This window comes from Enterobacter cloacae complex sp. SHL009, from assembly GCF_049237205.1.
GTDB lineage: Bacteria > Pseudomonadota > Gammaproteobacteria > Enterobacterales > Enterobacteriaceae > Enterobacter > Enterobacter cloacae_M.
The window spans coordinates 139061-152819 of sequence record NZ_JBMKIW010000001.1 but is presented as its reverse complement, the minus strand read 5'-3'; the positions used below and the strand labels follow the sequence as shown (position 1 = coordinate 152819).

Sequence of the window (13759 nt, the reverse complement as noted above, 5' to 3'; positions counted from 1 at the left end):
GATTAACCCACCATATTATTAAGTTGAAGAAGCGGTTGTAATATTGAAAGAACGATAAATAAAACAACGGTCGCCATAGTTACTACCAGTGCCGGTTCAAATACCGACAGCGTTAACGTAATTCGATGCTGTAATGCAGATTCCTGGTTTTCCGCCGCACGATCCATCAACGAGCCCAGCTCGCCGCTCTCCTCCCCGGAGGCCACCATGTAGAGCATGGTGGGTGGGAAAATTCTCGCCTGTTCCAGCGCGTTGTAGAGGGATGCCCCCTGGCGAACGGTGTCCGCTGCCTGCTCAAGCACCTGCCGGGCATAGAGGTTTTCAATCCCGTCCATCGCGATGTACATCCCCTCCAGCAGCGGAACGCTGCTGGCCTGCAAAATACTCAGCGTACGGATGTAGCGCGCGCTGTTGATGGCGCAGACCAGTTTTTTCAGCGGTGACTTTAGCAACAGCCACCGATGATAAACAAACCGGTTCTTTTCTACTTTTATCCAAAATTTAAAGCTCGCCGACGCCCCGAACAGGCCGCCGGCGATAACGATGCCCCAGGCCTGTAGAAAGTCGCTCACCGCAATCAGCGTGCGGGTGGTCACCGGCAGCTCTTGTTTCATGTGGGTGAACTGGTCGATGACCTGCGGCACCACGGCGACCAGCAGAATGGAGATCACCGCGATCGCCACCACCGTCAGGGTGATGGGGTAGACCATCGCCTGGGTGAGCTTGCTTTTCATCTTCTGGCGCTGCTCGTTGTACTCGGCGAGCTTTTCCAGCACGCCACCGAGATGACCGGTCTTTTCACCGGCCATCACCAGGGTGCAGTAGAGCTTATCGAAGCTGCGCGGAAACTGGCTGAAGGCGTCGAACAGCGTGTGACCTTCCACAATCTTGTCGCGGATCTCGGTCACCATCGCCGCCAGGGTTTTATCTTCCGTCTGCTTCGCAATCGCCTTCAGCGCACTCTCCAGCGGCAGCGCGGCATTGACCAGCGTCGCGAGCTGTCGGGTAAACATCGACAGCACCGGAATCGACAGTTTTGCCCCTTTACGGGCGTTTTTTCCCGCCGCCGGATCGCTGGTCGGCGCAATGTTCACTGGCATCAGCTTCTGTTCGCGCAGCATCTGGCGCACCTGCTTTGGCCCTTCGGCCTGAAGGGTGCCGCGCTGGGTTTTCCCCGCAGCGTCCGTTGCGGACCACGCATACCAGGCCATTACGCATCCCCCCCGCGCTCGGCGGTGACGCGCATCACCTCTTCCAGCGAGGTCACGCCGGAGATCACCTTCAGCAGACCGTTTTCACGCAGGCTGTAGGCCTCTTTGAAAAGCTGCGTTTCGATGGACATCTCATCTTTGTCTTCATGGATCGCACGGCGCATGGCGCTGTCGACCACCAGAAATTCATGGATGCCTGCGCGCCCCTGGTAGCCGCTCTGGCGACACTGTTCACAGCCCACGGCGCGATAAATCGCTTTCGGCGGCGTTTCCATAAAGGTGAACAGCGCTTTCTCATTGTCATCCAGCGGACTGGTCGTGCGACAGTGCGGACACAGCCGACGCACCAGACGCTGGGCAATGACGCCAAGCAGCGACGAACCAATTAAAAATGACTCCAGCCCCATATCACGCAGACGGGTAATGGCGCCCGCGGCACTGTTGGTGTGCAGCGTGGACATCACCAGGTGACCGGTGAGCGAGGCCTGTACTGCGATTTGCGCGGTTTCACCGTCACGAATTTCCCCGATCATCACCACGTCCGGGTCCTGGCGCAGAATGGCGCGCAGTCCGCGCGCAAAGGTCATGTCCACGCGCGGGTTGACCTGGGTCTGCCCTACCCCTTCCAGTTCATACTCGATCGGATCTTCCACGGTCAGAATGTTGCGTTCATGGCCGTTAAGCGCCGACAGCAGCGCGTACAGGGTGGTACTTTTCCCCGAACCGGTCGGGCCGGTCACCAGGATGATGCCGTGCGGACGTTCAATCAGTCCCTTTAACTTCACCAGCTCTTCGTCAATCAGACCGAGCTTGTTGATGTCCGGCTTAAGATTGCTTTTGTCCAGCAGACGCATCACCACGCGTTCGCCGTACTGAGACGGAATAGTGGAGACACGAACGTCAATAGCCTTACGACCAATGCGTAGCGAGATACGACCGTCCTGGGGGAGACGTTTTTCGGCGATGTCCAGTTTGGACATCACTTTGATACGCGACACCAGCAGCGGCGCGAGCTTGCGCGCCGGCTGCAGCACCGGACGCAGCACGCCGTCAACGCGAAAACGAATGCTCAGGGTGCGCTCGAAGGTCTCGATGTGAATATCGGAGGCCCCCTCCTTCACCGCTTCGCCCATAATGGCGTTGATCAGGCGGATCACCGGCGAGTTCTCGTCGTTATCGAGCAGATCTTCGTTGTCCGGGATCTCCTCGGTTAACGCCATCAGGTCAATATCGGCGTCCATGTCGTCCACCAGCTGCTGCGAGACGCCGCTGTTCTGCTGCCAGATGTTGGTCAGCAGTTCGTCAAACGCGTCCGCCGTCAGGATCGTCGGGGCATAGGAGCGCCCCAGCACGCGGCGCATCTCCAGCAGGGCATACGCCTGCGCATCCTCGCGGATATAAACCTCGTCGTTATAGAACAGGACCCCGTTCTCTTTCGCCCAGGTGCTGGTACAGAGCGCATTACTCATCTCGGTCATGTCGCTTGCGCCTTACTCTTTAAACGGGTTGCGGGACGACACCGGCGCACTGGCGCTCACTGGCGCGGCGTGGCTCTGGGACGGATAGGCTGGCAGCATCGGTGAATCAGCATTCTCTACGATGCCCAGCTTGTGCTCTTCCATACGCTGCTGTTGACGCGCCTGGATCTGATCGTATTTCTCTTTCGACGCCGCGCCGTAGTTGTCATCGTCGCGCAGTACGGTGGTGTGAATAAACACCATCAGGTTACGTTTGGCGCTGTCCTGGGAGGTATAGCGGAACAGCTGACCCACTACCGGAATATCACCCAGCAGCGGCACTTTCGAGACCGACTGTTTGGTGACGTTTTCCATCAGGCCGCCCAGCACCACCGTCTGCCCGCTGTGGACCATCACTTCGTTGTTGATGGTGCGGGTGTTGAACGTTGGGCCCAGGCTGGCATCGGCCGTCGAGGTGTTATCCACGCTGGAAACTTCCTGCTCGATCTTCAGATGGATCATGTCGCCATCGTTGATCTGCGGTACGATTTTCAGCTTCGTACCAACGGTTTTACGTTCCACCGAGTTAAAGACGTTATCGCCGCTGGTGGTCTGCGAACCGGAGAGTACCGGCACGTCCTGACCGACGTTGAACGACGCCTCTTTGTTATCCAGCGTCACCACGCTCGGCGTCGACAGAATGTCGTTTTTACCGTTAGTGGACAGCGCCGTCATCAGCGCGCCAAAGTCGCCGTTAAAGAAACCGGTCGCCAGGCCCGTATAGCTGCCAATGACTTTTGACTTCTTGATCTGGCTGATCGGCAGGCCGGTCGAACCAAACTGAACCCCACCGTGTTTACCGGTCCACTGCACGCCCAGATCAAGACCGTTACCGTCCTGAACTTCGGCGATGATCGCCTCCACCAGCACCTGCGGACGGCGGATATCCAGCTTGTCGATCACTTTTTCCAGCGAATTCATGACGTTTGGCTGGGCGGTGATCACCAGCGAATTGGTAGACTCGTCGGCGGTAATATTCAGGTCACCTGCCATCGGCGCGGCTTTGCTCTTGCCGCCGCCCGCTTTATCTTTCAGTTGCTCGCCGATCCCCGTCAGCACCGGCACTACTTTGCTGGCGTTGGCGTATTTCAGGTAGAAGACGCGGGTGTTGCCCTCGTTGTTCTGCTCGCGATCGAGCTGGGAGATTAGCATCCGGGTGCGCTGACGCGCGTCCGGGCTGCCGCTGATCACCAGGCTGTTGGTTTCGTCGTCGGCGACAACTTTGGTCGCCAGCTGCGGGGCGTTTTGCCCTTTCTGCTCTTCGTTGTTGAGGTTGTTCAACATGTCAGAAAGATCTTTGGCCGAGGCAAAACGCAGCGGCACGATTTCACGGCGCTGGACGCCGCTTTGATCCACACGCTGCACCAGATCCACCAGGCGGTTAACCACCGAGGCTTTGCCGGTTAACAGCAGCACGTTTGACGGTTCAAAATGGACCACGTTGCCGATGCCGGAGGCGTCGTTCAGCTGACGCAGCAGGGGAGCCAGCTCACGTACCGGGACGTTCTCCATCCGCACCACGCGGGTGATGATTTCGTCACCTTTTCCGGGGTTTTTGCTGTCGGCAATCGGTGCGCCCGACATGCGGGCCACCGAAGAGCGCACGACTTTCACCATCCCGTTATCCATCGGAATCACCGACAGACCATAGAGATCCAGCACGCTCAGGAAGAACTGGTAATATTCATCTTCCGTCAGTACGTTGTAGGTGCGAACCGACACCGTTCCCTGAACGGAAGGATCGACCAGAATGGTTTTATTAAGGTTACGCCCGACGGTATCGATAAATTCGCGGACATCGGTATTTTTAAAACTGGCGCTAAAGTTCGCCGCGAACAGCGAACCTGAATATAACGACAATGCGGTCAGCGCTACGCACGCCCATGGAAATTTCTTCATGTCTGTTACACTTATTAATTGTTTAGAACATTGACCCGAATATTTTCAAGGTGAGCGTGACGCCGAATAACGACATCCGCCTCTTTCATTTTTGACCAGCGGGCAACGAGCTCTTTTGCCTGCGCCTCTTTAGTCATATCCACATCGTCAACTTTTACCACCACATCACCTTTTTCCAGGCCAGCATGGCTGTAGAAAGGGGACGCATTGCGTGGATTAATGTTGTAGCCTTCCAGCTGGCCTTTTTCGATTATTGGTTTTAACACCAGATAATCATCCAGATGCAGATTATCCAACCCTGCATCTTTCTTCGATTTGGTTACCGGGGCGCTGTCAACGCCGCCTTTGAAATAGTCTGGTTTTTTAAGTGAAATAACCTGCGGCGCGCCTTCATAATTCACCATCACATTATCAGGATGAATTTCCGCAATATAGGCATTGTCAAAACCGACGAGCATTTCGCCCTCGCGATAGCTCTTTTGTCCGGCGGGGGTTTTTATCACCGCAAAGGACAGCCAGGCTTCGTCGCTGCTGAGAATACCTTCGATTTCCGCACTGAGCGGCTTTTTCACTGCCGCCGGCTGTTTCTCTGGCATCACCGCCGGTGTAAAAAGTACAAACTGAGTTTCATCATGACTTTTTTTTTGCATCTTCTGCTTTGAATCAGATAATCTGTTCGTAACTTTCTTATAATCTTTATAAACCATATACCCTTGCTGGCCGCAGAATATAAGCAGCACAAACATGACGCAGGGCACAATCAATTGAGTAACAAATGACATCCGCATTTTTTAACGAGCCTTTCTGCCAGTCAGTAATTCACAGCACAGGGCTGTATGAGTGAGTGGCGTAAATACTAATGAGTTTCCTCTCCCCCGCCCATGTATACTTCCACCAACAATAATTTAGAAAAAGATTGAACGTTAAATAAACCTATGTTAAAAGCGCAGGCCGAATATTTTTATCCTGCATTCAAATTGCCCCTTCCGCCTGTATCCTTTACTTTTCCGTCTCCTTGTTATGAATGAAAGAGACGGTAATACGCTATGTATATGCGCCATTTTAATTTCACTACCCAGCCTTTCCGGACTATAAGCCGGATGCCAGGTGATTTTTTTGTTCCGTATCATCAGGATGTGTTCGGTTTGCTGAAAGAGAAGTGCCAGACAGCAGGCGTTACTGCGCTCTTTAGCGACGACAACTATCTCACCTCGCAGTTTTGCGATGCGCTTAAAAAGCATGACGGCACGCTGATTGCCATTAACGCCTTCCCAAAACTCAGCGCCAGCGGCATGCTCTATAAACTCAACACCACCACTAAAGAGAGCAAAACCCGGATCCAGGCTATTGATGCTGTGCTGCGTCAGTGGCAGGACGAGATGTTGTCCCGCAAAACCACGCGTAAAGTACTGGTCATCTCGCATATTCAGTCGATGAAAGCGAATTGCCATGACGCACTGTCCATGCTGTTAACCCGCGCGCAGGAGCTGGATGTGCCTCTGTCGGTTGTGCTGATGGGATCGGCCGACCAGGAAGCCGCCCTCCAGCAGTCCGGGTTGCGTGAATCTCTTCATACGCATCACACGCTCCGGCCCCTCACCTGCCGCGAGTCCCTGAGCTATGTTCAGGCCCAGTGTGACGCGCATGGCAGCGACGCGACGCCGTTCACCCCGACCCGCGTGCGCAAAATGCACGCGCTGACCAAAGGACAGACAGGCAAACTCAACGAGCTGGCACACCTCGCCATGCTAGCCGCCTGGACCGAGCGTTCAGCGCAGGTATCGCCTCGCCATCTGCGTCTCGCTGCAGGAGAAGTTCTGCCGGCGAAACCGAAGGGCAAACGCCTTGCCGTTATGGGCCTTTTTGCTTCTGTGCTGTTTGCCGCCTGCGGCTGGACATTGATGCCCGCCATCACCGCCAGACTGCCGGTACAGCTGCCCGTGATGGCCAGCTGGAAACCACAGACGCCAAAAACCGACGCCCCCGTAATGCCGGTTATTGAGAATGAAGTGGTGAATAAGCCCGATGCGATGCATCAGCTCTATACCATGTGGGGTTATGACGCCACGGCGGAAGAGGCGCTCTGCCAGAATGCCGGGCGGGTCAACCTGATGTGTAAGGAGGGCAGCGCGCCGCTTGAAGAGCTGGCGAAAGAGGGTTACCCGTGGATCGGCGAGATCAAAACCGGCGATCACCTGAACTATGCCGTGGTGGCCAGAGTTGATGATAACTCGCTGGATCTGCTGATGAATAATCGCACCTGGCAGGTCAGCCGCAGCTGGTTTAACCAGCATGCAACCGGCAATTACACCCAGTTGCACCGCCTGACGCCGCAGGGTAAAGACACCATCAGTGCGGAAAGTAGCACCAAAGATCTGGGCTGGATGGATCAGCAGCTTAGCCTGGCGCTGAATCTGCCCGAAACCCACGCACAGGTGTGGACGGCCGAACTGATGCAACGTACCCGCGAGTTCCAGCAGAAAATGCATCTGCATGTGGACGGGATTGCGGGCGAAGATACATTGATGCAGTTAATGCGTGAAACCAAAACCACGCCAAGCGTACTTATTCAGTCTGCGAATACATCTGCGACCTCCAGCACACAGGAGAAGCATTCATAATGTCGACGATTACACTGGCTGCCCAGCGCAGCTATACCCTGAACGCGCCGGTCTGGTTTTCTTACCGGCGCCCCTCGCTGAAAAAAGTGTTCTGCGCCTCCCTGATCTGGGTGGTGGGAATAGTGATGACGATCGCCGCAGGACTTTACGCCCATCTCTACTGGGATCTACGCCATCCGGCGCCTGAGCCGATAAAAGCGAGCGCCGTTAAACCAGAAACGCAGCTATCGGATATGCATTATGTCTATGTGAGTAAACCGTTCCCGCAGCCTGAACCAAAACATGAGCCGGTGACAAAAGAGATGCCGCCGCTGCAGGAGATGCCAATTGATAGCAGCGATGCCGACTGGCAGCAGGCGCCTTACGGTGAAATGCCGCATGATATTTCCCGGGATACGTTGCCGGGAGTCGAAGTGAATAGCTCAGCGATACCCAAACAGGATAATACCGAACAGGCCGCTGATGACGGGGCAATAAAGGCATTATTGATGAAGGCGTTAAAAGAGCAGGAAAAAGATTATTCGCAAGGGAAAATGCCCGCGCCTCCCGTGGATGAAACCACGGCAGGAACGCAGGCAAATAACTCACTGAAACATAGTCCCCCTTTCAGTTAAAAAGGGGATGAAAGGAGATTAATATTTTTCCGGCAGCGCCGACAAATACATAAGACGGCCTTTATCAACCTGAATGTAATTACCTTTTTTCAGGTCAGCGAGGATTTTAATAATGGTACTGCGGGCCAGGCTGGTGTATTCCTGAATATAGTCGTAAATATTGATATCGCGCTGATGGTGCACCATCAGTTCGTTAATTTCCAGCAAGAACTCGCGAACAATCGAGTACGCGCTGCGGGCGACCAACACTTCGTCACGCTTGCTGAGCAGGCAAATATACCAGGAAAGGACTTTACTCAAGGCTTCCCACAGGTTTTTTTCGCTCATCAGACGGACAAAATCATCTTTTTTAATGGTGCGCACCACGGTATTTGCACGTACCAGACCGTACATATGCGTTGAATTGTAATAAATAGAGGAGAGACCGAAAATACATTTATTCTGTAAGGTAAACATACAAAGTTCATCCGACTCGCGGCGGAATTCAACCTCACCGCTAATGATAAAATGAATATCTTCGTTACTCTCTGTACTAATACGCTGCCATTTTCGTAAGGTTCTTTCTTCAAAACCTTCAGTTACCGCAATAATGGCGTCGAGTTCATCTTTTGGACGGCTATTTTTACTGTAGATACTTAACATAGTTAGACCTATTAATATTAAGTTGGAAAAGGTGAACGAGTGCAATCACAGCGCATAAATGCGAATTCCATTTAACAAATGTAAGTAACGCTAAGACGTTAGCGTATCAGTATTTCTTATTTGTCGTGCTGATATATTGTCAAACACGTTTGCGAGTAATTTCGACTGAGGAAACTATAAAACATCAACGCGGTGAATGTGATTAAAAAATCAGTCCAAAAGAAGACCGTGTAAAGGTGGAGTCGGGTAACCCGAGGGATTACCCCTGCCCGTAGCGCTCTAACAGCGCCTCCGCGATAGCCAGCGTTTCGCGATCGGCCACGCCGTCCCAGCGCGCCGGGCGAAAATGCATCTGAAACGCGACGATCACGCGCTTCTGCTGTGCGTTCGTCATGTTGTCGGTCACCTCATAGCCGTAGCGCGCCAGCAGATCGAGCAGCACCTTCGGCTCCACAAGCTCATCTCGCGGCTTGCCGTTCAGGTAAAACGCCACCCGCACCGGGTCAGGCCATGCGCCAATCCCCTGCAGCGCCAGCTGACGCCAGGGGAACTGCGGGCCGGGATCGTCTTTGCGCTGCGGGGCGATGTCCGAATGGGCCACCACGTTTTCAGGTCTGATGTTGTAGCGGGTAATAATGTCTCTGGCGAGCGGCACCAACGCCGCAATCTGCGCTGGCTCAAAAGGGGTAAAGTGCTTAACGCCCGACGTTTTTTTCCAGCCACGGTTCTCCAGTTCAATGCCGACCGACGTATCATTGATGCGGTTGGTGCCGCGCCAGAAGCTGATGCCCGCATGCCAGGCCAGTTCGCTTTCGGGCACCAGCTGCCAGATGCGCGGCTTACCGTCCGGAGCAGGGGGTTTAGCCGGGATCAAATAGTGAGAGCTGACGTTCTTATCCGTCAGCGTGGCCAGCGAGCTGTCAAAGTCATCCGCGGTGTAGTGGATCACCAGCACCTTGATGCGCGGGTAAGCCGCCTGCGCCTGATGGCGCGTGTCCAGCTCGTAGGCGCCTTTATCAACGATCCCTTTTTCCGTGACGCATCCTGCCAGCAGCAGAGCCAGCAGGAGCGTGGCAAGCGAACGCGTCATCGGAGGGTTTTCACCGCCGTACCGCTTACGCTCACCATCAGCATGCTGGCATCTTTTCCGACCGTTTCGTAGTCGATATCAATCCCTACGACCGCGTCCGCGCCGAGGGCTTCCGCCTGCTCGCCGAGCTCTTTAAAGGCGATTTCACGCGCTTTGCGCAGCTCTTTTTCATATGCGCCCGAGCGGCCGCCAACGATATCGCGGATACCGGCAAAAAAGTCGCGGAAGATATTGGCACCGAGAATCGCTTCACCGGTGACCACGCCGCAGTACTCGGTGATGGTCTGCCCTTCCAGGGTTGGCGTTGTTGAAAACTGCATGGTTTCTCTCCTTCTTTAGCGTTCAATGCCTTAGGCACAGCATTATCGGTTCGTTACGCTATGATTGAAAGGATAGTTAATAAATAAGGAAATCAACATGCGCTATTCTGCTTTAACACTTTTGGTGCCCTGCGCGCTGGTGCTCAGCGCCTGTACCACCACGGTCACGCCAGCCTTTAAGGATATCGGTACCCGCAGCGGCCCCTGCATTGAGGGCGGCCCGGACGCCGTGGCGCAGCAGTTCTATGATTATCGCATCCAGCACCGCAGCAACGATCTCACCGGCCTGCGCCCGTATCTGAGCGACGGTCTGGCTAAATTGCTTAATGACGCCACCCGCGATCCGCAGCACAACGCGCTGCTGAAATCCGATCCGTTCTCCAGCCGTACCACGCTGCCGGACAGCGCCGAAGTAGCCAGCGCGTCAACCATCCCGAACACCGATGCCCGCAATATTCCGCTGCGCGTGAAGCTGACGCAGGGAACCCAAACCTGGCAGGATGAAGTGCTGATGATCCGTGAAGGACAGTGCTGGGCGGTAGACGACGTGCGCTACGTTGGCGGCAGCGTTCATGCCCCGGCAGGCACGCTTCGCCAGTCGATTGAGAATCGCTAAACCCGCCGATATAACCTGGTAACCCCCGTAAAATGTGCGGCATTTCATGCGGAATGCCGACATTTATACTCGCCGACCTTACCGTTCGCTATTTTGTGCTATGTTTAAGAGGAAACGCGGGTTATATTTAACTTTTAACGCATAAATATTGCATAACTATTCTGTCAACGGTACTATCTGCGGCCTCAATTGCTATAGATTGCCTGGATGAGTAAAGACTGCCCCGATGAGTATTAAACTAAACGGCATTAACTGCTTCTACGGCGCACACCAGGCGCTGTTTGACATCACGCTGAACTGCCCGGAAGGCGAAACGCTGGTTTTGCTTGGCCCAAGCGGTGCAGGCAAAAGCTCCCTTCTGCGCGTCCTTAATCTGCTTGAAATGCCCCGTTCAGGTACGCTGGCAATTGCCGGTAACCATTTTGATTTCGCGAAAACGCCGTCTGATAAAGCGATTCGCGAACTGCGTCAAAACGTCGGCATGGTCTTCCAGCAATACAATCTCTGGCCGCATCTGACCGTCCTGCAAAACCTGATTGAAGCGCCGTGCCGCGTGCTGGGATTAAGTAAGGATCAGGCGATCGCGCGCGCTGAAAAGCTGCTGGATCGTCTGCGCCTTAAGCCTTACAGCGACCGCTACCCGCTGCACCTTTCCGGTGGTCAGCAGCAGCGCGTAGCCATTGCCCGCGCGCTGATGATGGAGCCTGCGGTACTGCTGTTTGATGAGCCAACCGCGGCGCTGGACCCGGAAATTACCGCCCAGATCGTCAGCATCATTCGCGAGCTGGCGGAAACCAATATTACGCAGGTTATCGTCACCCACGAAGTGGAAGTGGCGCGTAAAACCGCCAGCCGTGTGGTCTACATGGAAAACGGGTATATCGTTGAGCAAGGTGATGCGAGCTGCTTCGCGAACCCGCAAACCGATGCCTTCAAAAACTATTTATCTCATTGATTGTGTCAGGGGAAATATAATGAAAAAAGTATTACTTGCCGTGCTGCTTGCTGGCGTTACCCTTTCTGCTACCGCAGCCCAGACCATTCGTTTCGCCACGGAAGCCTCTTACCCTCCGTTTGAGTCGATTGATGCGAACAACAAAATTGTTGGCTTCGACGTGGACCTGGCTAACGCCCTGTGTAAAGAGATCGACGCGACCTGTACCTTCAGCAACCAGGCGTTCGACAGCCTGATCCCAAGCCTGAAGTTCCGCCGTATCGACGCCGTGATGGCCGGTATGGACATCACCCCGGAGCGTGAAAAGCAGGTGCTGTTCACCACCCCTTACTACGACAACTCCGCTCTGTTCATTGGTCAGAAAGGTAAATTCACCTCTGTCGATCAGCTGAAAGGCAAAAAAGTTGGCGTGCAGAACGGCACCACGCACCAGAAATTCATCATGGATAAACATCCGGAAATCACCACCGTTCCGTATGACAGCTACCAGAACGCGAAGCTGGATCTGCAAAATGGCCGTATCGACGGCGTATTTGGTGATACCGCGGTTGTTACCGAGTGGCTGAAAGCCAACGACAAGCTGGCGCCAGTGGGCGACAAAGTGACCGATAAGGATTACTTCGGTACCGGTCTGGGAATTGCCGTTCGTCAGGGCAACACTGAGCTGCAGCAGAAATTCAACGCTGCGCTGGAAAAAGTGAAGAAAGACGGCACCTACGAAACCATCTACAAAAAATGGTTCCAGAAGTAATTCCTGATGAATGAAATTTTTCCTTTAGCAAGCGCCGCCGGGATGACCGTCGGCCTTGCCGTTTGCGCACTGATTATCGGCCTCGTGCTGGCGATGTTCTTTGCGGTGTGGGAATCCGCGAAATGGTTCCCCGTCGCCTGGACAGGCTCCGCGCTGGTCACCGTGCTGCGTGGGCTACCGGAAATTCTGGTGGTCCTGTTTATCTATTTCGGTTCCTCACAGCTGCTGCTCACGCTGTCGGACGGCTTCACCCTTAATCTCGGCTTTGCGCAGATCCCGGTGCAGATGCAGATTGAAAACTTCGACGTCAGCCCGTTCCTGTGCGGCGTGATTGCCCTCTCCCTGCTCTACTCCGCGTACGCGTCGCAAACCCTGCGCGGTGCGCTGAAGGCCGTGCCGCAGGGACAGTGGGAGTCGGGTCAGGCGTTAGGGTTGTCAAAATCCGCCATCTTCTTCCGTCTGGTGATGCCGCAGATGTGGCGTCATGCCCTGCCGGGCCTCGGCAACCAGTGGCTGGTGCTGCTGAAAGATACCGCGCTGGTGAGCCTGATCAGCGTTAACGATTTGATGCTGCAAACCAAAAGCATCGCCACCCGTACCCAGGAGCCTTTTACCTGGTACATTGTGGCGGCGGCTATCTACCTGGTAATCACGTTGCTCAGTCAGTACATCCTCAAGCGTATTGACCTGCGTGCGACGCGCTTTGAACGGAGACCAGGCTGATGCTTGAATATTTCCCCGAGCTAATGAAAGGGCTGCACACCAGCCTGACGCTGACCGTGGCGTCCATTATCGTGGCGCTGATCCTGGCCCTTATCTTCACCATCATCCTGACGCTGAAAACGCCGGTGCTGGTGTGGATTGTGCGCGGTTACATCACCCTGTTTACCGGTACGCCTCTGCTGGTGCAGATCTTCCTGATTTACTACGGCCCGGGCCAGTTCCCGTCGCTGCAGGAATATCCGGTTATCTGGCATCTGCTCTCTGAGCCGTGGCTGTGTGCCCTGATTGCCCTTTCGCTGAACAGCGCGGCCTATACCACCCAGCTGTTCTACGGAGCGATCCGCGCCATCCCGGAAGGCCAGTGGCAGTCCTGCGGGGCGCTGGGCATGAGCAAGAAAGACACGCTGGCGATCCTGCTGCCGTACGCCTTTAAGCGCGCGCTCTCCTCCTACTCCAACGAAGTGGTGCTGGTGTTCAAGAGTACCTCTCTGGCCTACACCATCACCCTGATGGAGGTAATGGGTCACGGACAGCTGCTGTATGGACGCACCTATGACGTGATGGTGTTCGGTGCGGCAGGCGTGGTCTATCTGGTGGTTAATGGCCTGTTGACGCTGATGATGCGCCTGATCGAGCGTAAAGCGCTGGCATTTGAGCGCAGAAATTAACTACGCGAGTGCATAAAACTGTATGCATGAAGCGGGTAACCTGATGGGTTATCCGCTTTTTTTTACCACATAAATAATACTTAATCATTTTTATTGCATATAAATTCATTAAATGGCATTGTACATCCATGC

Annotated in this window: 14 protein-coding genes; 7 read left to right on the top strand and 7 right to left on the bottom strand. The window is 54.5% G+C overall.

The genetic code is table 11. The annotated features are described in order from the left end of the window. Positions 1–2: 2 nt before the first annotated feature. Genes gspF through ACOTZC_RS00715 form a run of 4 tightly spaced genes read right to left on the bottom strand, consistent with a single transcriptional unit; the run spans position 3 to position 5373 of the window. The gene (gspF, locus tag ACOTZC_RS00730) at positions 3–1211 is read right to left on the bottom strand and encodes a type II secretion system inner membrane protein GspF (protein WP_023310952.1); all 1209 of its coding nucleotides are present in this window, start codon (positions 1209–1211) and stop codon (positions 3–5) included. After that, positions 1211–2689, bottom strand: a complete 1479-nt coding sequence (gene gspE, locus ACOTZC_RS00725) for a type II secretion system ATPase GspE (protein ID WP_047742354.1) — start codon at positions 2687–2689, stop codon at positions 1211–1213. Before gspE ends, gspF begins: the two co-directional genes overlap by 1 nt. 12 nt (positions 2690–2701) lie before the next feature. Then, the gene (gspD, locus tag ACOTZC_RS00720) at positions 2702–4627 is read right to left on the bottom strand and encodes a type II secretion system secretin GspD (RefSeq protein WP_421635543.1); all 1926 of its coding nucleotides are present in this window, start codon (positions 4625–4627) and stop codon (positions 2702–2704) included. 14 nt (positions 4628–4641) lie between these two features. Next, positions 4642–5373: a type II secretion system protein N gene (locus ACOTZC_RS00715; RefSeq protein WP_126302985.1), complete on the bottom strand. Its 732-nt coding sequence runs from the start codon at positions 5371–5373 to the stop codon at positions 4642–4644. 300 nt (positions 5374–5673) lie between these two features. Here ACOTZC_RS00715 and ACOTZC_RS00710 point away from each other — a divergent pair, with 300 nt between their 5' ends. Beyond that, entirely contained in the window at positions 5674–7248 is a 1575-nt protein-coding gene (locus ACOTZC_RS00710) for a peptidoglycan-binding protein (protein ID WP_421635542.1), read from the top strand. Further along, the gene (locus tag ACOTZC_RS00705; RefSeq protein ID WP_047173329.1) at positions 7248–7862 is read left to right on the top strand and encodes a hypothetical protein; all 615 of its coding nucleotides are present in this window, start codon (positions 7248–7250) and stop codon (positions 7860–7862) included. Before ACOTZC_RS00710 ends, ACOTZC_RS00705 begins: the two co-directional genes overlap by 1 nt. Before the next feature lie 18 nt (positions 7863–7880). Here the strand turns inward: ACOTZC_RS00705 and ACOTZC_RS00700 are convergent, their stop codons facing one another. From ACOTZC_RS00700 to ACOTZC_RS00690, 3 genes are all read right to left on the bottom strand, one after another. Then, entirely contained in the window at positions 7881–8504 is a 624-nt protein-coding gene (locus ACOTZC_RS00700; RefSeq protein WP_045403662.1) for a helix-turn-helix domain-containing protein, read from the bottom strand. A gap of 259 nt (positions 8505–8763) precedes the next feature. Next, the gene (locus ACOTZC_RS00695; protein ID WP_047173328.1) at positions 8764–9594 is read right to left on the bottom strand and encodes an N-acetylmuramoyl-L-alanine amidase; all 831 of its coding nucleotides are present in this window, start codon (positions 9592–9594) and stop codon (positions 8764–8766) included. Further along, entirely contained in the window at positions 9591–9914 is a 324-nt protein-coding gene (locus ACOTZC_RS00690; protein ID WP_023310944.1) for a heavy metal-binding domain-containing protein, read from the bottom strand. The genes ACOTZC_RS00695 and ACOTZC_RS00690 overlap by 4 nt, the downstream gene beginning before the upstream one ends. 97 nt (positions 9915–10011) lie before the next feature. On the opposite strand from ACOTZC_RS00690, the gene ACOTZC_RS00685 reads away from it, so the two are divergent. The 5 genes from ACOTZC_RS00685 (at position 10012) to artM (ending at position 13627) form a co-directional block, all read left to right on the top strand. After that, positions 10012–10530: a lipoprotein gene (locus ACOTZC_RS00685; protein WP_023310943.1), complete on the top strand. Its 519-nt coding sequence runs from the start codon at positions 10012–10014 to the stop codon at positions 10528–10530. Between the two features lie 226 nt (positions 10531–10756). Next, positions 10757–11485 carry an arginine ABC transporter ATP-binding protein ArtP gene (gene artP / locus ACOTZC_RS00680; protein ID WP_023310942.1) on the top strand — a complete coding sequence of 243 codons (729 nt, stop codon included), beginning with the start codon at positions 10757–10759 and terminating at the stop codon, positions 11483–11485. Positions 11486–11504: 19 nt separating this feature from the next. Continuing rightward, the gene (artI, locus tag ACOTZC_RS00675) at positions 11505–12236 is read left to right on the top strand and encodes an arginine ABC transporter substrate-binding protein ArtI (protein ID WP_008500032.1); all 732 of its coding nucleotides are present in this window, start codon (positions 11505–11507) and stop codon (positions 12234–12236) included. A 6-nt stretch (positions 12237–12242) separates the two neighbouring features. Then, on the top strand, positions 12243–12959 hold the full coding sequence (artQ, locus tag ACOTZC_RS00670; protein ID WP_025756069.1) for an arginine ABC transporter permease ArtQ: 717 nt from the start codon (positions 12243–12245) through the stop codon (positions 12957–12959). Then, entirely contained in the window at positions 12959–13627 is a 669-nt protein-coding gene (gene artM, locus ACOTZC_RS00665) for an arginine ABC transporter permease ArtM (protein ID WP_023310940.1), read from the top strand. The genes artQ and artM overlap by 1 nt, the downstream gene beginning before the upstream one ends. Positions 13628–13759: the final 132 nt, after the last annotated feature.